Here is a 19,728-nt window from a genome sequence, read left to right as displayed (position 1 = left end):
TGTTACTCCTCGCCGGTCTGGGTGTGCCCTTCCACCAACTCGCGGACAGCTTCGATGAAGGCGTTGCCGCGGTGAGCGTAGGAAGAGAACTGATCCATGGAAGCAGCTGCCGGTGCCATCAGTACGGTATCGCCTGACACGGCCAGCTGCGCCGCTGACGCAACGGCCCGGAACATCACGTCCGCCCCGGAAACCGGAGAATTGGCCGCGCCGGCTCCGCCCGTTGCGGCAGTCTGCATAATTTCAGTGTCGCCCGCCGGGGTGGTGATCACGGGGACATCCGGCGCGTGTCGCTGCAGGGCGTCTGCCAGCGGAGTGGTGTCGAGGCCAATGAGCACCACTGCCTTCAGCCGGGCCGCCTGGTCCCGGACGAGCTCGTCGTAGCTGACCCCCTTGGAGAGTCCACCAGCAATCCAGATCACGTTCTCGAAGGCAGCCAGCGACGCCGCTGCGGCATGGGGGTTCGTGGCCTTGGAATCGTTAACCCAGTGGACACCGTTCTGGCGTGCCACCGTCTGGATGCGGTGGTTGCCCGGCACATAGTCCTGGATGCCCCGGCGCACAGCCTGGGCATCCACTCCGTAGGCGCGGACCAGGGCGGCCGCTGCGAGGGCATTGGCCACCATGTGGCGGGGAGCAAACTGCCCCAGGTCCGCCATGGAGGCCAGCTCGGCAGCGCTGTCCTTGCGCTGTTCGATAAAAGCGCGATCCACCAGAAGGCCTTCCACCACGCCAAGCATGCTGATGGCCGGGGCGACTGTGGTGAAGCCAACGGCCCGGCAGCCCTCCACCACGTCGGCGTCTTCCACCATCCGTTCAGTTTCGATCTGCTCGGCGTTGAAGATGCAGGCCTTTTGGGTCCGCGCATAGACCTTCGCTTTGTCAGCGAGGTAGGAGTTGTAGGAGCCGTGCCAGTCAACATGGTCTTCAGCCACGTTGAGGCAGACACTGGCCACGGGCGACAACGACTCCGCCCAGTGCAGCTGGAAGCTGGACAGTTCAACGGCGAATACGTCGTACTCAACGGGATCACGGAGGGCATCGAGGATGGGCGTGCCCACATTGCCCACGGCAATGGCCTTCAGGCCGGCGGCCTGCAGCATCGATGCCGTCAGGCCAACCGTGGTGGTCTTGCCGTTCGTGCCGGTGATGGTCAGCCAGTCAGCCGTCTTGTGACCCTCCCGGACGCGCAGCCGCCAGGCGAGTTCGACGTCGCCCCACACCGGAATGTGAGCGCGCGCCGCGGCGGCGAGGAGCGCCTGGTCAGGGCGCCAGCCCGGCGAGGTCACAATCAGGTCGGGGAAGCTGCCATCCACCTTGGGGATTCCGCTGACGGCCGCTTCGCCGAGGAGCACGTCCACGGCGCCGACTATCTTCAGGGTGTCGGCCTGCGCCTCGGCGGTCTCTGTGGTGGCGGCGTCGACCACTACCACCCGGGCACCGAGTTCGATGAGCGTGTCCGCTGCAGCGAAGCCGGAAACCCCGATCCCGGTGACCACAACACGCAGGCCCGCCCAGTCGGAGTCCCAGCTGACAAGGTGTTCGAGTCGGGGGGAAACAATCACAGGAGCACTACCCACTCAGCGTAGAAGACACCCAGGCCGACGGCTACGAAGAGCCCGCCCAAGATCCAGAAACGGACAACGACTGTGACTTCGGCCCAGCCTTTAAGCTCGAAGTGGTGTTGCAGCGGCGCCATCTTGAAGACGCGCTGGCCGCCGGTGATTTTGAAGTAGCCCACCTGGATGATGACCGACAGGGTAATCAGGACGAACAGGCCGCCGATGATGCCCAGCAGCAGTTCGGTGCGGGACAGGATGGCGAAGCCGGCAACGGCGCCGCCGATAGCCAGGGAGCCGGTGTCACCCATAAAGATCTTGGCCGGCGACGTGTTCCACCAGAGGAAGCCCACCAGTGCCGCGCTGAGGATGGCTGCCAAAAGCGCCAGGTCCAGGGGGTCACGGACGGAGTAGCAGCCGCTGCCGGCTTGTCGTGGGGAACCGCAGGCCTGGTTATTCTGCCAGATTCCCATCAATGTGTACGCGCCGAAGACCATCACCGCCGCTCCGGCTGCCAGACCGTCCAGACCGTCCGTCAGGTTCACGCCGTTGGTTGTTCCCGTGACGATCAGGTTGGACCAGAGGACAAAAAGAATGGCGCCGACAACCGTGCCCGCGAACGCGAGGTCCAGCCAGGGAATGTCACGGACCAGGGAGATTTTGGTCGAGGCCGGCGTGAGGCCCTGGGAGTCGGGAAAGTTCAGCGCCAGGATCGCGAAGCCTATGCCTACCGCCGCCTGGAGGATGAGCTTGGCCTTCGTGTCCAGCCCCAGGCTGCGCTGGCGTGAAATTTTGATGAAATCGTCCAGGAAGCCCACCAGGCCCATGCCGACCATCAGGAACAGCAGGATCAGGGCGGACGCCGATGGGCCGGCAGAGCCAGGGTTCATCAGCCACATGATCAGGTGGGTCAGTCCGTAGCTGAGCAGGACTGCGCCCACCACCACGGTTCCGCCCATGGTGGGCGTGCCGCGCTTGGTGTGGTGCGAGGTGGGTCCGTCGTCGCGGATGAATTGTCCGTAGCTCTTGCGGACAAGCAGTCGGATGAACAGCGGGGTTCCCACCAGTGCGAACAACAGGGCAAGTCCTGCGCCGATCAGCAGTGCAATCACAGCAACTCGCTCCTTTCGTCGGCAGGTTCCGTGGTTTGTGGGGGTAATGCTATCCGATCGCCCAGGTGCCGAAGCCCCACGCTGTTGGACGACTTGAAGAGCACCAGGTCACCGGGTTCAAGCTCCACGTTGAGGAGGTCGTAGGCGTCCTCGACGGTTTCGGCAAAGACACATTCGTCGCCCCAGGAGCCTTCCTGGACAGCGGAAACGTACAAAGCCCGCGCCTCGCGGCCAACAACCACCAGCCGTGAAATGTTCAGGCGCACCACTTGGGTGCCCACCGCAGTGTGCTCACGGATCGAGTCAGGCCCCAGCTCCAGCATGGCGCCCAGGACAGCCCAGGTGCGGCGCCCGCGGCCCAGATCGGCCAGGGTGCGCAGAGCGGCCCGCATGGATTCCGGGTTGGCGTTGTAGGCGTCATTGATGACTGTGACGCCATCAGGGCGTTCCGTCCGTTCCATCCGCCAGCGGCTGGCCGGCGACTGTGTGGAGAGGGAAACAGCGATGTCCGTGCCCGGCACTCCGGCTGCGTGCGCGGCCGCTGCTGCGGCGAGCAGGTTTCCGATGTGGTGGGCACCGATGAGGCGGCTGCTTACGTGCACTGCTTCTGCGCCGGGCAGGACGAGGTCGAATTCAGGGTTGCCGAAAGCATTGGTGTCCGGATGGTCAGCCCGCACTGTGGCGTCAGGGCGTTCCTCGGCGGAGAAACCCAGCACGGGAGCGCCGGTGCGGGTGCGCATCGCCGCTACCCGGTCGTCGTCGAGATTCAGGATGGCAGTGCCTGTTGGCGCAAGGGCCTCCACCAGCTCTCCCTTGGCCCGCACGATGTTTTCCACCCCGCCGAACTCCCCGGCGTGGGCGGTGCCAATGCCGAGGACCACTCCGATGTCAGGCTTGACCATATCGGCGAGGTAGCGGATATGCCCGATGCCGGTGGCACCCATCTCGATGACCAGGTAGCGTGTCCCGGTGGTTGCCCGGAAGACGGTGAGTGGCACGCCCACCTCGCCGTTATAGGAACCCTGTGGGGCAACCGTGGCGCCCTGCGTCGTGAGGATCCCCGCGAGGAGGTCCTTCGTGGTGGTTTTCCCGGCCGAACCGGTGATGCCGATAACAGTGAGGGTTTCGCCCGTAGCGGCCCGGGCCGCACGGATGCGGCGGACTGCTTCCGCAGCAAGCGCGCCCATGGCCAACACGGCGTCCTCGACCAGGACAGCCGGGTAGTTGGCGCCGTCCGCCCCGGCGACGGGGCGCTCCGCGAGAACCAGGACAGCACCCTGGCCGAAGGCAGCTGCGACGAACTCATGGCCGTCCGCGTGCTCGCCGGGTTTCGCGACGTAGAGGGAGCCTGCCGTGGCTTCGCGCGAATCGGTGACCACCGAAAGCGGGGTGATCCCCGGATCGGCGTCCAGGCGGCCGTTTGTGATTTCGGCGATTTCCGCCGCAGTAAGTGCAATCATCTCGGTTTAGGACTCTATCCGCTCGCCTTGGAGAACGTTGAATCCCTTGGCTGTCAAGGCGTTCCGGAGTTCCACCCTGTCATCGAGTGCAAGGTTGACTCCCTTGACTTCTTGCCAGACCTCGTGACCGCGGCCGGCAACCAGGATGGTGTCCTGCGGGCGGGCCAGCTCAACAGCCCGTTGAATAGCCACGTCCCGGGGATAAATCTCTTCGATGACGCATTCCAGCGCGTCCTGTTGTTGCGCTGCCTGGGCGCCCGCAAGCACGTCCGCCCGGATGGCTGCGGCATCCTCGTCGTGGGGATCGTCATCGGTGACGATCACAATATCGGCAAGCTGGGCGGCTACGGCCCCCATGGCCGGACGCTTTCCCTGATCGCGCTGTCCGGTCGCCCCAAAAACAACAATCACCCGGGAACCGGGCAGCGGTGACCTAACGGCCTCGAGGGCGCGTGCCAGGGCATCGGTGTTGTGGGCAAAATCGACGACGGCCGCGGGCTCCTCGGAGACGAGCTGCATGCGGCCAGGTACCGCCACGGTAAAGGGGTCATGGGCTGCAAGGGCTGACTGTACGGCGGCGCCGTCCACTCCGCTGGCCAGGACCATGACCGTGGCAAGCGCCGCGTTGGCGACGTTGAAGGCGCCGGGCAGGCCGGTGTGGACCTGCTGCGTGGCGCCGCCAGGCCCGCGCAGCGTGAACTCGGTGCCCAGGCCCCGCGCGGCGGTAGCGGTGACCGTCCAGTCTGCCGAAGCTCCGCCCGGAGCCGTCGCGAGGGTGGTGACCGGGATTCCGGTCGAGGCGGCGAGCCTTCGGCCCCATTCGTCGTCGACCGTCACCACGGCCGCCCGGGCACGGCGGGCGCTGAACAGTTCAGCCTTGGTGGCGAAGTACTCATCCATGGTTCCGTGCAGGTCCAGGTGGTCCTGGGTCAGGTTCGTGAAACCGGCGACGTCGAAGACTACCCCGTCAACGCGTTGGAAGGACACTGCGTGGGACGACACTTCCATCGAGGCTGCATCCAGTCCCCGCTCGCGCATGAGAGCCAGCAGCCCGTGAACATCCGTTGATTCGGGTGTGGTCAGGAGGCTCGGAATGGCCTCCCCGCCGGCCAGGATTTCGATGGTGCCGATCAGGCCCGTGCGCTGTCCGAGAGCCCGGAGCAGCGAATTGATGAAGTACGTGGTGGTGGTCTTGCCGTTCGTACCGGTGACGCCGAACAGGTGCGGCGGCTGGCCCGGGTCCGGCTGGCTGCGGTAGATCATGGCGGAAAGAGGCCCAACCACGTTGCGCGGAATGTCCACCACCAAAACAGGGACGGCAGTTTCCGCGGACGCCAGAAGCCGCGCCCCGGCGTCGTCAGTCAGGACCGCAACGGCCCCCCTCGCCACGGCCTGGGAGACAAAATCAGCGCCATGGCGGGCAGCCCCCGGCATCGCGACATACAGGTCGCCGCGTTCCACGGTGCGCGAATTAAGCGAAATCCCCGTGACGCCGACCTCGGCGGAGGCGCCCAGTACCGGGACGCCAATGGCTTCGCCGATGCTGTCCAGCCGGACCGCAGCAACTGCCGTCGGCCTGAACCGGGCAGCGGCAGGTTCCCCTGCCGGCCCTGGATGACTGCCTGGTACGTTCTGGTCTGACAAGGGGATCTCCGATGGTGCTAGTGGAACATGCCCGCGGGAAACTGCTCCCGTGCGGGCGGTGAAAGTAATGCTGCTTGGCTGGGTGCTATTTGGCGAACTGCGGCAGCCGGGCCGGTTCGCCGGTGGACGGCTGGACGTTGTAGGTGCGCAGTACCTGGCTCATGACCGAGCGGAAGACCGGACCATTGGTGATGCCATAGATGCTGCCCTTCGGACGCTGCAGGACCACCTCCACAATAAACCGAGGATCGTCCATCGGCGCCATCCCCACCATGGAGGCCGTGTAGCCGCAGAAGCCGGATTTGCCGTCGTCGCACGGGGACTCGGACGTTCCGGTCTTGGCTCCCACCCGATATCCATCGATGCCGGCGTCCTTGATCTGGCCTTCGGTCACCGCGCTCTCCAGGATGTCCTGGACCTGCTGCGCGGTGCTGTCCGACACCACCTGCCGCGACGGCTGCGGGGCCATCTTTTCCTCGGTGCCGTCTGCTGCGATGTAGGAGTCGATCAGGCGCGGCTGGAGCATCACACCGTTGTTGGCGATGGTCTGGAATGCGCGGACCGTCTGCAGGGTGGACTGCGAGACGCCCTGGCCGAACAGCACCGTGTACTGCTGACGGCTGTCCCACTGGTCCGCGGGCGCGAGGATGCCGGACGCGGTGGCAGGCAGTCCGATGTCCGGTGCCTCGCCGATGCCGAATTTCCGCAGCCAGTCGTAGCGTTGCTCCTTGCTGAGCCGGGAGCCGGCCGCAACGGTTCCCGTGTTCATGGAGTAACCCAGGATGCCGGCAAGGGTACGTTCTTCGGTGCCGTGGGTGAAGGCGTCCGTGAAGGTCTGGCCGTCCACCGTGTACGACGGCGGGAGCGTGAAGGTATCCAGGGGGTTGGACTTTCCTTCCTCGATCAGAGCCGAGGCCGTGATCATCTTCTGCACAGACCCCGGTTCGTAGGCGGCGGTCACCGACCGGACACCCCTGTCCTTAGCGGCCACCCGGCCGGGGTCGTTCGGGTCAGGGGCGTTGGTGTCCGCCATGGCCACGATGTTGCCCGTCTTGGTATCCATCACCACAATGCTGCCCCACTCCGCACCCAGTTTGTCGCTCTGGCTTTGGATGGCCTGCTGGGCGAAGTACTGCAGATCCGAATTAAGGGTGAGCTTGACGTCCTTGCCGTCCTGCGGGGGTGTCAGTTCATCCACACCGACGGGAATGCGCAGGCCGTCGGCGCCGATTTCGAAGAGCCGTTTGCCGTCTATACCCCGCAGCAGCCCATTCTGGGTCTGCTCGATGCCCGCCTGGCCAGTGTTGCCGTCCTGCAGGAAGCCGATAATCCCGCCGGCTACGGATCCGTTGGGATACACCCGTTTGCTGACGCCCACTGTGTCTACACCCGGGATGCTGAGTTTCGAGACCCTAAGCTCCACGTCCGGCTTCAGGTCCTTGGCCACGATGTAGTAGCGCGATGTACCGGTGACAGCTTCGCGGATGGCGTCCTGGCTCATTCCCAGGACAAGGGCCAGGTCCTTTAACCCCTGTTCCCGGCTGACGTCCACGAGCTTGTCCTTGCCATCAACTTGGGCAAAGCGTTTAAAGGTCTCGGTCTTGGTGTTGACGGTCTGGTCCACTATGACGTTGTACCGGATCACACTGTTGGCGAGGACAGTGCCGTCGGCGGCCAGGATGCTGCCGCGCTCGGCGGGGAGGGTTGTTTCGCGCATGCGGTAGTCAAGGGCAGCCGCAGCCATCCCGCCGACGTCCAGGCCCTGGACCATAAAGAGCTTGCCGCCCACCACCACCAGGAGTGTGAGCATGATTCCCAGGCCGAGGCGCAGCCGTTTGGTGGGGTTGGGCACCTTGCCGCCTTTTGCCTTGCCGGTCCTCTGTGCCACCGAAATTCCCTTGCTGCTCGCCTTGTTGCCTGCTGTTATGCCCGGCTGGTCGCCTGGCCTCCTGCCTGATCTGCTTTCAGCGGCGGTCAGTTACTGCCCGGGCAACTTCTGTTCCGGGGCCGGAACAGAACCGCCGTGGAGCTCCACGGCTGGTGCCGGCGGTGCCGGTACTGCGGCCGGAGCCGGCACAGCCGCTGCGGGGGCAGCCTCTTCGGGGACCGGCGTGCGGTTCGACAGCGGCTCCGACGCGGAGGGCGGCGGGACCACAGTCAGCGCCCCTGCGACCGCAGGAGCCGGGATAACGGCTCCCGCAGCGCCACCCTTCACGGCCGCTGTTGCCTTGCCCGTGACAGCGAGCGTGGAAAGGTCGATCTGGCCTTTGACGGTGGACGGTACCATTCCCAAGTCTCCCGCCTTGGCTGCCAGATTCTGGGGAGCTTCGAAGTGCTGGAGCTGCTGTGTCAGATCCTGATTCTCTTTGGTCAGCGTGCTTTGCTTGCCCCTCAGTTCCACCAGCTGGTACTGCGAGGTGGACACCGAGATGTTGAGGACCAGCACCGCCATCAGCGCCACGGAGAGCAGCGCGAAGCACATCACCACAAACGGGGCGCGGCGTTTCCTCGGTGCCGAGCGCACCACGGACAGGGGGGTGCGTTCCTTGCGGCCCGGGCCGGCAGGGTGGGTCCTTATCGCCGGGGCACTGCTGCCGGAGAGGACCGGAAAGTTCTTGACGGCGGCGGTGCTCATGCTTCGCTCCTGGCTCTGATGCGTTCCACTGCGCGCAGCCTGGCGGAGGCGGCGCGGGGGTTTTCGGCGATTTCGACGGCGGTGGGAACCTCAGTGCCCCTGGTCAAGGTTTTGAGGGGAGCTTTATGTTCCTCCAGTTCCACCGGAAATCCGAGTGGCGCAGAGGACTTGGAGCCGGCCTGGAAAACGGACTTGACGATCTTGTCTTCGAGGGAGTGGTACGACATCACCACAATCCGCCCGCCGAGGGCGGTTGCTTGCACGGCTGCGGGGACGGCCCGTTCCAGCACATCCAGTTCTTCGTTGACTTCGATCCTCAGTGCCTGGAAGGTCCGCTTGGCCGGGTGGCCGCCGGATTTGGCGGCAGCCGCCGGAACCACAGAGCGGATCTGTTCCACGAGTTCCCCCGTGGTGGCGAAGGGCGTAATCGCCCTTGCTGCGACAATCCTGTTGGCGATACGGCCGGCGAATTTCTCCTCGCCCCACTTACGGATAATCCGGACAAGTTCCTCTTCGCTGTAGTTGTTGACCACATCAGCGGCGGTCTGCCCGCGGCTTGTGTCCATCCGCATGTCCAGCGGTGCGTCAAAGGAGTAGGCGAAGCCACGCTCGCGCTCGTCAAGCTGAAGGGACGAGACGCCAAGGTCCATCAGGATGCCGTGGACTTCCTTGACGCCCAGGTCCTCGAGGACTTCTGCAATTTCGTCGTAGACGGCGTGCACCAGGTCGGTGCGGGCAGCGAAGGGAGCCAGTCGCTCCCCCGCTAGTGCCAGGGCTTCCTCGTCGCGGTCGATGCCGATCAGGTGCAGGTCCGGGAAGCGCTCCAGCATCGCTTCAGAGTGGCCGCCCATGCCGAGCGTCGCATCAATGACAATGGGTGCTTCGCCCCGGAGGCGTGCGGCTTCGAACCCTGGGGCCAACAAATTAATGCACCGGTCCTTGAGGACCGGCACATGGCGTTCGGACGTCGGCTTCGGGTGGTTGTTCATGCCTTCGTCCTTTCGTTCGGCGGGTGTGGAGGGGTGCTTCTTGAGCCAGATCCCCATCCGCGCCTATCTTCTGCCTGCCTGACTCCGGGGAAGTGAGCCAGGTTGACGGTCCGATGGGCGGCTGGAGATCTCGTTCAAGAAGCGGTCTTCAGTGCCGTTCAGGTGATCACAGGATCCCCGGAATGGCGTCGTCGGTCTCGGAGAAAGCAGTTTCCTTCTCCGCCAGGTACTCGTTCCAGGCTTGGGCGTCCCAGATCTCGGCGCGGGTTCCTGCGCCGATGACGGCCAGCTCCCTGCCGAGGCCTGCATACTCCCGGAGCGCCGCCGGTATGGTTACGCGCCCCTGCTTGTCAGGCACCTCGTCCGAGGCTCCAGAGAGAAAGACACGAATATAGTCCCGGGCCTGCTTGGAGGAGATGGGCGCCTCCCGCATTTGCTCGTGGACCTTCGCAAATTCCTGCTCACTGAAGACGTATATGCAACGCTCCTGGCCCCTCGTGAGAACCAGCCCGGCGGCAAGTTCCTCGCGGAACTTTGCGGGGAGGATAATCCGGCCCTTTTCGTCCAGACGTGGCGAATGCGTGCCCAGAAACACTGGCCCACCGCCTGTCTGCCGTCAGGAACTGCACATCCCCATATGTTTGCAACCACCCTCTTATGCCCTCCACATTACTCCACTTTCCCCCACAGTCAACGCAAAACGAACCCTTTTGCCCCATTTGGTGATCCTTGCCGGCACTGGCGCGGAACAGCACCGCTGATGAAGGTGGAGGGCAAGACGCGTCTGAGGGCACCACCCAATCTGAGGGTACTGAGGCGGTGCCCCCAACCGCCGTCGTGCGCTTGCCTGGCCAAGCCGCATCACCCCCACATCCCTCCCCACGTAGCAACTTTGGAGCGCTACGTGGGGAGGGATGTGGGGGTTAAACGCAGAAGACCCGCCGGGGCGGGTCTTCTGCAGCGGGCCCACTCAGCAGGTCGTCCAGCTGGGGAGGGATGTGGAGGGGTGGACAGTGGAGGAGTGAGGGCGCCGATCACTAAGGCAGACAGTTCATCACCGAGAACCGAGCAATCAGCAGAGACAGTGCCTCATGATTCGTCGCGGCGACGTTCGTCCCAGCGCTCCTCCAAGCTGGACATGAAGGAACTCCTGGGCTTTCCGGATTTCCCTGTGCCCGAAGCGGAGCCCCGCTTGGACCCGGCTGCGTTGCGCATCGTAGCGAAGTAGACACCGCCACCCATCACAACAAAGCCCAGGACTCCCACAAAGATGTTCTGGAGCGTGACGCCAACCAGAAGCAGGAAGATCCCCGCAAGCGCGCAAAGTACGCCAATCACCACATGGCGGGTGGACCAGGTTCGCCCCGGATCCGACCCCATGGAATTCGCGAACTTCGGATCGTCCTCGTGCAGCTGCTTCTCCAGTTGCTCAAGCAACTTCTGTTCGTGCTCCGAGAGCGGCATCACGACCTCCTTAAGTAGGCCAACGTCCGGGCTGGTCGTATCCGGTACTCCTGCTCCAATAACGACCAGCGTGCCCGGGAGGTTCCCGCCCCGCCGACGATGGCGGAATGCGAACACCGGCACGAGGCTGATTAGACCTGCAGTACGTCCAAGAAGTCCGGCAGTAACTGAAAACTATGTACATATAAGGATAGTTTGTTGGGGGCGGTTCTGAAAGACGGCCACCCCCTCGGGAGCCGCCCGGGCGCCGGATCGGCGTGCCTGTCAATGCCCTCTTCCCTGATCCAGCAGGCTGGCCGGCAGCACGGATTTGTCACCAAACTTCCGGCTGACCTGATCCAGCACCTGCTCTGCCGCCCGCCAGTTGTCATCCCGGCGGTCGAGGCTCAATTGCAGGGAGGTCTGGGCGGCCTCTTCGAGCTGCTCGGCCCGGATGCCGACCAGCCGGACGGTCATGGGACGCGGGCCCAGTGATTCCAGCAACTGGACCGCCACCGCATGGATTAGCTGGGCGCTGTCCACCGGCGTGTGAACTGTGCGGCTCCGGGTGATGGTGGAAAAATCGGCGTAGCGGAGCTTCAAGGCAACGGTCCGGGCCACCATCCCTGAACTTCGCAACCGCCCGGCAGTGCGATGGGCCAACCGCAGCAGCTCCCGGCTGATGACCGGGTCCTCCCCTGTATCGACGGCGAAGGTTTCCTCTGCCCCGATGCTTTTTTCCAGCCTTACAGGGGTTACCGCACGGGGGTCGATTCCCCACGACAGCCGGTAGACGTGTTCACCGGTGGCACCTAGCACCTTCTTCAGCGACGTCACGGGGGTGGCCGCCACATCCGCCACTGTCCTGATGCCCATCCGGGCCAGGACGTCCGTGGTCTTGGCACCTATTCCCCACAACGCGCCAACCGGCAGGCTGTGGAGGTACGGCACCGTCTGGTCGGGACCAATCAGCAACAGCCCGTCAGGCTTGCAGCGCGTGGACGCGATTTTGGCCACGAACTTGCTCGCTGCGATTCCCACCGACGCTGTGATGCCCAGTTCAGCAGCTACCCGACGGCGGATCAGTTCACCGATTTCGCGCGGGGGACCCAACCGCCGGATCGCCCCGCCGACATCGAGGAATGCTTCATCGACACTCAGCGGCTCCACGAGCTCGGTGATGGAATGGAAGATCTCCATCAGCTGTCCGGAAACCTCGTAGTAGAGCTTGTGCCGAGGTTCAATAATGACGGCTTGGGGGCACATCCTGGCCGCAACCACCATGGGCATCGCGGACTTAACGCCGAAGGCACGGGCTTCATAAGATGCTGACAGGACTACTGAACGATCCGCCGGAAATCCTACGATCACAGGTTTTCCGCGAAGTTCCGGCCGCGTGCGAAGTTCCACGGAGACGAAAAAGGCGTCCATATCCACGTGCATAATGCAGTTGCGCCGGAGCTCCCGAAGACCCGCTTCGGTGTACTGGTTGTTCTGCTCAGGCACCACAAGGGAAATTCTAGCGGTTGGTACTGACTAAACTGGAGGCAGAGTCCGGCATCAACCCCAGGAGGAAAGTCCCTGTGACGGTCACGACAAGTCTTAAGCCAACAGGATTAGCGGCGTTGGCCGCCGGCGTGATGCTGGCACTTGCTGCCTGCAGCCCCGCGGCGCCCGGCACGACCGCATCCTCGGCAGGCACCTCCGCACCCACAACGAGCCCTTCCAGCGTCACCGCTTCGGCAAGCCCGACGGCCTCGCCCGGAACGTCGGCCACGGTAGGGGAAATTGTGGAGGGGTTTCCGACAACGCTGATACCCGTGATGCCCGGCGCCACTGTGATTTCGAGCAGTTTCGACAAAAACTCACAGCCCGCCACCGTGGCACTGGTTGCCAGCCTTACAGCCCCCACGGCGGCCGTTGCGGACTTCTATACAAAGCATCTCGAGGGGCTGGGGTTCAAAGCCGTGCCCGGCGACGCCGTGGGGGCCGTGGCGTCCAAGGACTTTGTCAGGAACGGCAATGAGACAGTCAACGTCGCCGTGGTCGAAGCGGCCGGGGTATCCACCTTCACCATCGGCGCCAACGTGGCAGTTGAGGCAGCCAAGTGACGGTTTCAGAGCAGCTAAGGCTCGAACAGACCGCCTTCGTGGCCGCAGTCGCCGGTGAGCTGACCGAGTTTCTTACCCAGCGGCAAGCCCTTGTCGCGGCCATCTCTCCCGATATCGAACCCCTCATGGGTTCGATCTCCAACCTGGTAACCGGCGGCAAGAGGCTCCGGGCCCTGATGTGTTACTGGGGTTGGCGGGGCGCCGGCGGTGACCCAGCGGCACTGCAGATCGTCACGGCAGGATCGGCCCTGGAGCTGTTCCAAGCGGCCGCCCTTATCCATGACGACATCATCGACCGTTCCGACACCCGGCGGGGTGGACCCAGTGTCCACCGCCGGTTCAGCCAACTGCACGATGCCCAGGGCTGGGCACTGGACAGCGAACGGTTTGGGCACGCGGCAGCCATCCTGACCGGCGACCTGTGCCTGTCCTTCAGCGAAGAAGCGTTCACCGACATCGGCGGGCAGGCGGCCTCGGGAAGCCGGGCGCGGCTGATCTTCAACCTCATGCGCACCGAAGTGATGGCCGGGCAATACCTGGACATCCTGGAAGAAGTAGCCGGCCCCGTCCGGGACCGTGCAGGAGCAGTGACCCGCGCCCAGTCGATTATCAGGTTCAAGTCCGCCAAATATTCCACTGAGCATCCGCTTGCACTTGGCGGCGCACTCGCCGGGGCCTCGGACGAACTCCTCAGAGGATACTCCGGCTTTGCGTTGCCCCTGGGCGAGGCCTTCCAACTTCGCGACGACGTCCTGGGCGTGTTCGGCGACCCCGTTACCACCGGCAAACCGGCAGGTGATGACCTGCGCGAAGGCAAGAGGACTGTCCTTATTGCACTGGCTCTCGAACAGGCTTCGGCCGAAGAATCCACCTTCATTGACGCCAAGCTCGGCAGCCCGGACCTGGGCGACGGGGATGTTGCCGAGATCCGCCGGATCATTGAAGAGTCCGGGGCCCTGCAGGCAACCGAATTGCTGATCGGCGAATTCGGCGCGGCCGCTTACGAGGCCTTGGAACTGTTGCCACTCGACGAGCTGCCAAAGACGGCACTCCGGCGGCTGGCGGAAGCCACCGTCAGCCGCGCCGCCTAGTTTCAGCGCTGCCGGTCTCCGGCACTACCAGGCCAGAGTCTGCGCCCTGCGCCTGATTTCGGTTTTGCGGCCTTCCCGCAATGCATCAATCGGCCGGCCACGCAGCGATTCGTCGGCCGTGAACAGCCAGATGATCAAGTCCTCATCGGAATAGCCCGCGTCAGCCAGGACCACAATGGTCCCCCTCAAGCTGTCGACAACCTGGCCGTCCAGGATAAAAGCGGCCGGAACTGACCGTATCCGCCGCTCGCCGACCCGCAGGGCCGCCAGCGCCCGTTCATCAATAAGGCTGTGGACTTTCGTAATCGAAACGTCCAACAACTGCGCGACATCCGGCAGGGGCAGCCACTCGCCCACAAGGCTTTCTACGTTACTCACGGATCAAGGTTGCCACGGCCGGAGCCCTGCCGCCTAGTCGGGTTTCGCAGGCGCCCCAACGAAACAGGCGACACTCCACAAAACCAGCTATGCCGGGCAAAGCCAGGCTCTTGTGCTATGGCTGAATTCATGAGAAATTCACATAGATAACATTTGTAACAGCAATAACTTAAGTAACACTAGTATCAGTAATCACACGACATTACCCCGTCCCGGCAGTTCTAGAAGAGGATTCCATCCATGACGACGTCCCGCGCGCCAAAGCAGACCCCGAGGCCGAGTCTGCCCATGATTGCCGTCACCACGGCGGCACTTCCTGCGGTCGTCTTGTCATCCTTGGCCCTCGCACAACCCGCCGCCGCACAGCCACCCTCCCGGGTGATCCCGGCAACGCTTGCCGCCGCCATGAAGGCCCAGGCCGCCGAACCCAAAGCAGCCCTTATCCCGGCAGCCTCTGTTTCCACCACCATTCCGGCAGCCTTCCAGCCGGCACAGCCATCCGCCCCCGATGAGTACACCATTGCCCGGGGCGACACCGTCAGCGCCATCGCCGGGAAATACGGGCTCAACACCAACGAAGTCCTGAAGCTGAACAACCTCCAGCCGAACACGATCATCTACCCCGGCCAGAAGATCAAGCTGTCCGGCTCGGCTTCCTCCCCTTCAGCGGCTCCGGCTCCGGCAGCCCCTGCTCCGGCCGCACTGGCCAGTTCCGGCGGCAGCTACACGGTGAAGGCCGGCGACACTCTCAGCGCCATCGCAACCCGGCATAACGTCAGCCTGTCGGACATCTTCAGCTGGAACGGCCTGAACATGCGCTCCATCATCTACCCCGGCCAGAAGGTCAAGGTCGGTTCGGGCGAATCACCGGCCCCTGCAGCCCCGGCCCCACAGCCAGCGCCCGCTCCGGCTGCACCGGCGGCGGCGCCCGCTCCGGGTGGCTCCTACACGGTCAAGGCGGGCGATACCCTGTCCGCGATCGCTTCCAAGCACGGCGTCAAGCTCTCGGACGTCCTGGCGGCCAACCAGCTCAGCATGACCAGCGTCATTTACCCGGGCAACAAGCTTGTCATTCCGGGTGCCTCCCTCCAGCCGGCGTCGTCGACTCCGGCCGCCACCGTGACACCGCTTGTGCCGAGCTCATTCCTTGGTTTCACCTACCCCGCAGCCGTGGTCAGCTCCGCCAACGAGAACAAAGCCTTGCTGAACGCCTCCCCGGTTCCGTCACGCGAGCAAATGCGCACCATTGTGGCGGACACAGCGTGTGCTATGGGTGTGGAGCCGTCCGTGGCCCTTGCCTTCGCATACCAGGAATCCGGCTTCAACCAGCGCGCGGTATCCCCTGCCAACGCCATCGGGACCATGCAGGTGATTCCGACTTCCGGCGAGTGGGCCTCGGATCTGGTGGGGCGGAAACTGAATCTGTTGGATCCCTACGACAACGCCACGGCCGGTGTGGCCATCATCAAGCGGCTAATCGCCACGAGCAAGGACCAGGACACGGCCATCGCCGGCTACTACCAGGGCCAGTACTCGGTCAGCAAGTACGGCATGTACGACGACACCAAGGCCTATGTTGAGGCCATCAAGGCGCATCAGATGAACTTCGGCTAAACAGCCACCACGCAAGGCGCCCGCGGTTTGCTGAAACGAACTCCGGGGATAACGAAAAGGGTCCGGACCGCACGGCGGTTCGGACCCTTTTCACTGCGGGATTAGGATCGTAGGGTGCAGGAACACGTGTCTGACCTCCTTGCTGGAACGCTGGTGGATAACCGCTATGCCGTCCGCTCCAAAGTCGCGCGCGGAGGCATGTCCACCGTCTATCTGGCAACCGATCTCCGGTTGGAGCGGGATGTTGCCCTGAAGGTCCTCCATCCCCACCTCGCCACGGATGAGACCTTCCTGGGGCGGCTTGGCAGTGAGGCGAAGGCCGCTGCGAAACTGTCCCATCCGCACGTGGTGGGCGTACTGGACCAGGGCAATGACGGACTGACGGCCTATCTGGTGATGGAGTACATCAAGGGCCACACCCTTCGGGACGTCATCAGGTCAAAGGGTGCGCTGCCTCCCCGGCTGGCCCTTGCCTTGATTGATCCTGTGGTTGAAGGCCTGGGCGAGGCCCACGCCGCCGGGCTGATCCACCGCGATGTCAAACCTGAAAACGTGCTCATCGCCGACGACGGCCGCATCAAGATCGGCGACTTCGGTTTGGCCCGCGCCGTGACAACGTCCACCAGCACGGGAACCCTGATCGGTACCGTAGGCTACCTCTCCCCCGAGCTTGTGCTTGGAAAGACTGCCGATGCACGCAGCGACATCTACTCAGTGGGCATCATGCTGTATGAGATGCTCACCGGCCAACAGCCATACGGCGGCGACGTCCCCATCCAGGTTGCCTACAAGCATGTCCACGAAACCGTGGGCCCGCCGTCGGCCCTGGTGCCTGGGCTCGCCGCTGAAATGGATGAACTTGTTCAGTGGTGTACCTCCAACGACCCGGAAAACCGGCCCGTGGACGGCCATGCCCTCCTGCAGGAACTGCGCCATATCCGGACGAACCTCACGAATTCCGAACTGGACCTCCTGCCCCCGGCCGCCGTCCCTGCCGGGCAGCAGAATCCCACCGAGATCATCGCGCGGACGAACAATCCCACCGCCGCGCTGTCGTCCCTTTCCCGGCCGCAGCCCCCGCAACCTCCGCAACCGTCGCGCCAGCCGCACTCCCCTTACGCGCAGCATGCCCTGTACCCGCCGGAGGATCGCTACCCTCCCGAAACACAGCACATCCAGTACACACAGGATGCCCGGAACCAATCACCAGATTCGGCTGCCGTCCCGCTCAGCAAGCGTGAGCAGCGCAAAGCCGATCGCGAGGACGAGAAGGCACGGTCCCGCGCTGCGGCCACCCCCGTCCGGAGCCTGCGCGAAGGCAGCCCGCGGCGCCGCGGCATCTTGTGGGCGGTAGTCCTGATCATCATCGCGTTGCTCGCCACCGGGGCCGGCTGGTTCTTTGGTATGGGGCCCGGATCCGCGGCCACCATTCCGGCGGTCGCCAACAAGTCAGTGGCACAGGCGCAGCAGCTATTGAGCAAGGCAGGCTTCCAGTCCCGGACCAACGATGTATTCGACGACGACGTTCCCTCGGGATTGGTGGTGGGCTCAGACCCGGCGGCCGGGACCGAAATCAGGAAGTTCCTGCCAGTGGCGCTGTTTGTCTCCAAAGGACCACAGCTGTTCGGGCTGCCGAAGCTGACGGGCGGAACCCTCGAGGAAGCCAAGGTGGCACTGAACCAGGCTGAGATGGCCCTGGGGAATGTCACCGAAGAATTTGATGAGGCCGTTGCCGCCGGCGTGGTGCTCGCCCAGGATCCGGCGTCCGCGATTCCCGCCCGGCACGGCACACCGGTGAACCTGCTGGTGTCCAAGGGGACGCAGCCAATACCAGTGCCCGCCGTGGTGGGCCTGGAAGAGAACGAGGCCGTGGACGCCATCGAAGCCGCCGGCCTCAAGGCCGACGTCGCGAAGGACGAGGTCCACGATCCCAAGGTGCCCAAGGGATCGGTTGCCGCGCAGTCGCCGGCCACCGGAACCCTGACGAAGGGCTCAACGGTGACACTGAGGATTTCTGACGGACCCAAGCTTGTAAAGGTGCCCAGCTTCGTCGGCAAGCGGGCCGCGGAAGCCCGCAAGGGACTGGAAGCCCTGGGATTCAAGGTTGAGGTCAACAACATCCTGGGCGGCTTCTTCGGCACGGTCCGGGACCAGGACCCTGTGAACGAGGACGTCCCGGAAGGGTCCGTCATCACCCTCACGGTGGTGTAACCGGCGGCCTGCCGGCTACACCACCGTCGTGATCAGGGGTTCAGTGCTTGACAAGTGCCCCGGCCACAAGGAACGCCATTTCGAGTGACTGCATGTGGTTCAGGCGGGGGTCGCAGACCGACTCGTACTTGTCCAGGAACGCGTCCTGGTCCACTGGATCGGCACCGCCGAGGCATTCGGCAACGTCGTCGCCGGTCATCTCCACGTGCAGGCCACCAGGAACGGTGCCCAAGGCGTGGTGCACTTCGAAGAACCCGCGCACTTCGTCAATAACGTCGTCGAAATTGCGCGTCTTGTAGCCGTTGGGCGACGTGACGGTGTTGCCATGCATGGGATCCGTGACCCAGAGGACCTGGGCGCCGGAAGCGGTGACCTTTTCGACGACGGCGGGAAGCTTTTCGCGGATGTTTCCCGCACCCATGCGCGTGATGAATGTCAGGCGGCCGGGTTCGCGCTCCGGGTCCAGTTTGTCGATGAGGCGCAGGGCGTCGTCGCCGGAAGTGGACGGGCCCAGTTTCACGCCGATCGGATTGCGGACGCGGGAGAGGAAGTCGACGTGGGCGTCGTCGAGTCCGCGCGTCCGCTCCCCGATCCAGAGGAAATGCGCGGAGGTGTCGTAGGGGAAACCAGTGCGGGAGTCGATGCGGGTCAGGGCCCGCTCATAGTCCAGCAGCAGCGCTTCGTGGCTCGCGAAGAACTCCACCCGTTTGAGTGCCTCGAAGTCCGCACCGCAGGACGCCATGAACTTGATGGCACGGTCAATGTCGCGGGCCAGGGACTCATAGCGGGCGTGCGCCGGGTTTTCGGTGAAGCCCTTGTTCCACTGGTGCACCGAACGAAGGTCGGCAAAGCCACCCTGTGTGAAGGCCCGGATGAGGTTCAGCGTGGACGCCGACGTGTGGTAGGCCCTGAGCATCCGGGCAGCGTCGTGGCCGCGGGATTCAGGCGTGAAATCGTAGCCGTTGACGATGTCGCCGCGGTACGCCGGAAGCGTCACGCCATCGCGGGTTTCGTCATTGGAAGAACGTGGCTTGGCGAACTGGCCGGCCATTCGGCCCATCTTGATGACGGGCATCGCGGCACCGTAAGTGAGCACCACCGCCATCTGCAGGATGGTTTTCACACGGGCGCTGATCTTGTCTGCAGTGGCAGCCTCAAAGGTCTCAGCGCAGTCGCCGCCCTGGAGCAAAAACGCCTTGCCCTGGGCCGCGGCTGCCAGCCGCTCACGCAGGACATCGACTTCGCCGGCAAAAACCAGCGGCGGGAGGACGGAAAGTTCCCGGACCGAGGCGTCAAAGACGTCCTTGTCCTGCCAGCTGGGCTGCTGGGAGACGGGAAGATTCCGCCAGTCATCAAGGCCAGGATAGTTGGCTGCTCCGCTCTGGGCGGTGCTGGACAGCGAAAAGGCAGGTTTTGCAGATAGCTCAGTCACCATCTAAGACTAATGCTCGCCGCTGGCTTCAGGACACCTGACCGTCACG

16 protein-coding genes are annotated in these 19,728 nt (G+C 64.1%); 4 read left to right on the top strand and 12 right to left on the bottom strand.

Annotated elements, in window-relative coordinates:
• Positions 1-2 precede the first annotated feature (2 nt).
• The 10 genes from murD to dinB form a co-directional block, all read right to left on the bottom strand.
• Positions 3-1,565 carry a UDP-N-acetylmuramoyl-L-alanine--D-glutamate ligase gene (murD, locus tag ABIB45_RS16185; protein WP_354216867.1) on the bottom strand — a complete coding sequence of 521 codons (1,563 nt, stop codon included), beginning with the start codon at positions 1,563-1,565 and terminating at the stop codon, positions 3-5.
• Positions 1,562-2,671, bottom strand: a complete 1,110-nt coding sequence (mraY, locus tag ABIB45_RS16180) for a phospho-N-acetylmuramoyl-pentapeptide-transferase (protein ID WP_354216866.1) — start codon at positions 2,669-2,671, stop codon at positions 1,562-1,564. Before mraY ends, murD begins: the two co-directional genes overlap by 4 nt.
• Positions 2,668-4,131 (bottom strand): UDP-N-acetylmuramoyl-tripeptide--D-alanyl-D-alanine ligase, encoded by a 1,464-nt coding sequence (locus ABIB45_RS16175; protein WP_354216865.1) that lies wholly within the window; start codon positions 4,129-4,131, stop codon positions 2,668-2,670. Before ABIB45_RS16175 ends, mraY begins: the two co-directional genes overlap by 4 nt.
• A gap of 6 nt (positions 4,132-4,137) precedes the next feature.
• On the bottom strand, positions 4,138-5,775 hold the full coding sequence (locus ABIB45_RS16170) for a UDP-N-acetylmuramoyl-L-alanyl-D-glutamate--2,6-diaminopimelate ligase (RefSeq protein WP_354216864.1): 1,638 nt from the start codon (positions 5,773-5,775) through the stop codon (positions 4,138-4,140).
• Positions 5,776-5,860: 85 nt separating this feature from the next.
• The gene (locus ABIB45_RS16165) at positions 5,861-7,663 is read right to left on the bottom strand and encodes a peptidoglycan D,D-transpeptidase FtsI family protein (RefSeq protein WP_354216863.1); all 1,803 of its coding nucleotides are present in this window, start codon (positions 7,661-7,663) and stop codon (positions 5,861-5,863) included.
• A gap of 90 nt (positions 7,664-7,753) precedes the next feature.
• Positions 7,754-8,410 (bottom strand): cell division protein FtsL, encoded by a 657-nt coding sequence (gene ftsL / locus ABIB45_RS16160; RefSeq protein WP_354216862.1) that lies wholly within the window; start codon positions 8,408-8,410, stop codon positions 7,754-7,756.
• Positions 8,407-9,399: a 16S rRNA (cytosine(1402)-N(4))-methyltransferase RsmH gene (gene rsmH, locus ABIB45_RS16155; protein WP_354216861.1), complete on the bottom strand. Its 993-nt coding sequence runs from the start codon at positions 9,397-9,399 to the stop codon at positions 8,407-8,409. The genes ftsL and rsmH overlap by 4 nt, the downstream gene beginning before the upstream one ends.
• A gap of 166 nt (positions 9,400-9,565) precedes the next feature.
• Positions 9,566-9,994: a division/cell wall cluster transcriptional repressor MraZ gene (gene mraZ / locus ABIB45_RS16150; protein WP_354216860.1), complete on the bottom strand. Its 429-nt coding sequence runs from the start codon at positions 9,992-9,994 to the stop codon at positions 9,566-9,568.
• Between the two features lie 494 nt (positions 9,995-10,488).
• Positions 10,489-10,863: an SCO2097 family morphological protein gene (locus ABIB45_RS16145; RefSeq protein WP_354216859.1), complete on the bottom strand. Its 375-nt coding sequence runs from the start codon at positions 10,861-10,863 to the stop codon at positions 10,489-10,491.
• 264 nt (positions 10,864-11,127) lie between these two features.
• The gene (gene dinB / locus ABIB45_RS16140) at positions 11,128-12,285 is read right to left on the bottom strand and encodes a DNA polymerase IV (protein WP_502909150.1); all 1,158 of its coding nucleotides are present in this window, start codon (positions 12,283-12,285) and stop codon (positions 11,128-11,130) included.
• A 140-nt stretch (positions 12,286-12,425) separates the two neighbouring features.
• Here dinB and ABIB45_RS16135 point away from each other — a divergent pair, with 140 nt between their 5' ends.
• Both ABIB45_RS16135 and ABIB45_RS16130 read left to right on the top strand, forming a co-directional pair.
• Positions 12,426-12,953, top strand: coding sequence for a hypothetical protein (locus ABIB45_RS16135; protein WP_354216857.1), 528 nt, complete (start codon positions 12,426-12,428; stop codon positions 12,951-12,953).
• Complete coding sequence (locus ABIB45_RS16130) at positions 12,950-14,044, top strand: polyprenyl synthetase family protein (protein WP_354216856.1); 1,095 nt, start codon at positions 12,950-12,952, stop codon at positions 14,042-14,044. Before ABIB45_RS16135 ends, ABIB45_RS16130 begins: the two co-directional genes overlap by 4 nt.
• Positions 14,045-14,068: 24 nt before the next feature.
• On the opposite strand, the gene ABIB45_RS16125 is transcribed toward ABIB45_RS16130, so the two are convergent.
• Positions 14,069-14,422 (bottom strand): Rv2175c family DNA-binding protein, encoded by a 354-nt coding sequence (locus ABIB45_RS16125; protein ID WP_354216855.1) that lies wholly within the window; start codon positions 14,420-14,422, stop codon positions 14,069-14,071.
• Positions 14,423-14,662: 240 nt separating this feature from the next.
• Between ABIB45_RS16125 and ABIB45_RS16120 the strand changes: the two genes are divergently transcribed.
• On the top strand, positions 14,663-16,036 hold the full coding sequence (locus ABIB45_RS16120; protein WP_354216854.1) for a LysM peptidoglycan-binding domain-containing protein: 1,374 nt from the start codon (positions 14,663-14,665) through the stop codon (positions 16,034-16,036).
• Positions 16,037-16,150: 114 nt separating this feature from the next.
• Positions 16,151-18,247: a Stk1 family PASTA domain-containing Ser/Thr kinase gene (gene pknB / locus ABIB45_RS16115; protein WP_354216853.1), complete on the top strand. Its 2,097-nt coding sequence runs from the start codon at positions 16,151-16,153 to the stop codon at positions 18,245-18,247.
• Positions 18,248-18,287: 40 nt separating this feature from the next.
• Here the strand turns inward: pknB and ABIB45_RS16110 are convergent, their stop codons facing one another.
• On the bottom strand, positions 18,288-19,682 hold the full coding sequence (locus tag ABIB45_RS16110; RefSeq protein ID WP_354216852.1) for a class II 3-deoxy-7-phosphoheptulonate synthase: 1,395 nt from the start codon (positions 19,680-19,682) through the stop codon (positions 18,288-18,290).
• Positions 19,683-19,728: the final 46 nt, after the last annotated feature.

The organism is Arthrobacter sp. UYCo732 (assembly GCF_040547265.1).
Taxonomy (GTDB): domain Bacteria; phylum Actinomycetota; class Actinomycetes; order Actinomycetales; family Micrococcaceae; genus Arthrobacter.
This window is presented reverse-complemented; position numbering and strand designations above follow the sequence as displayed.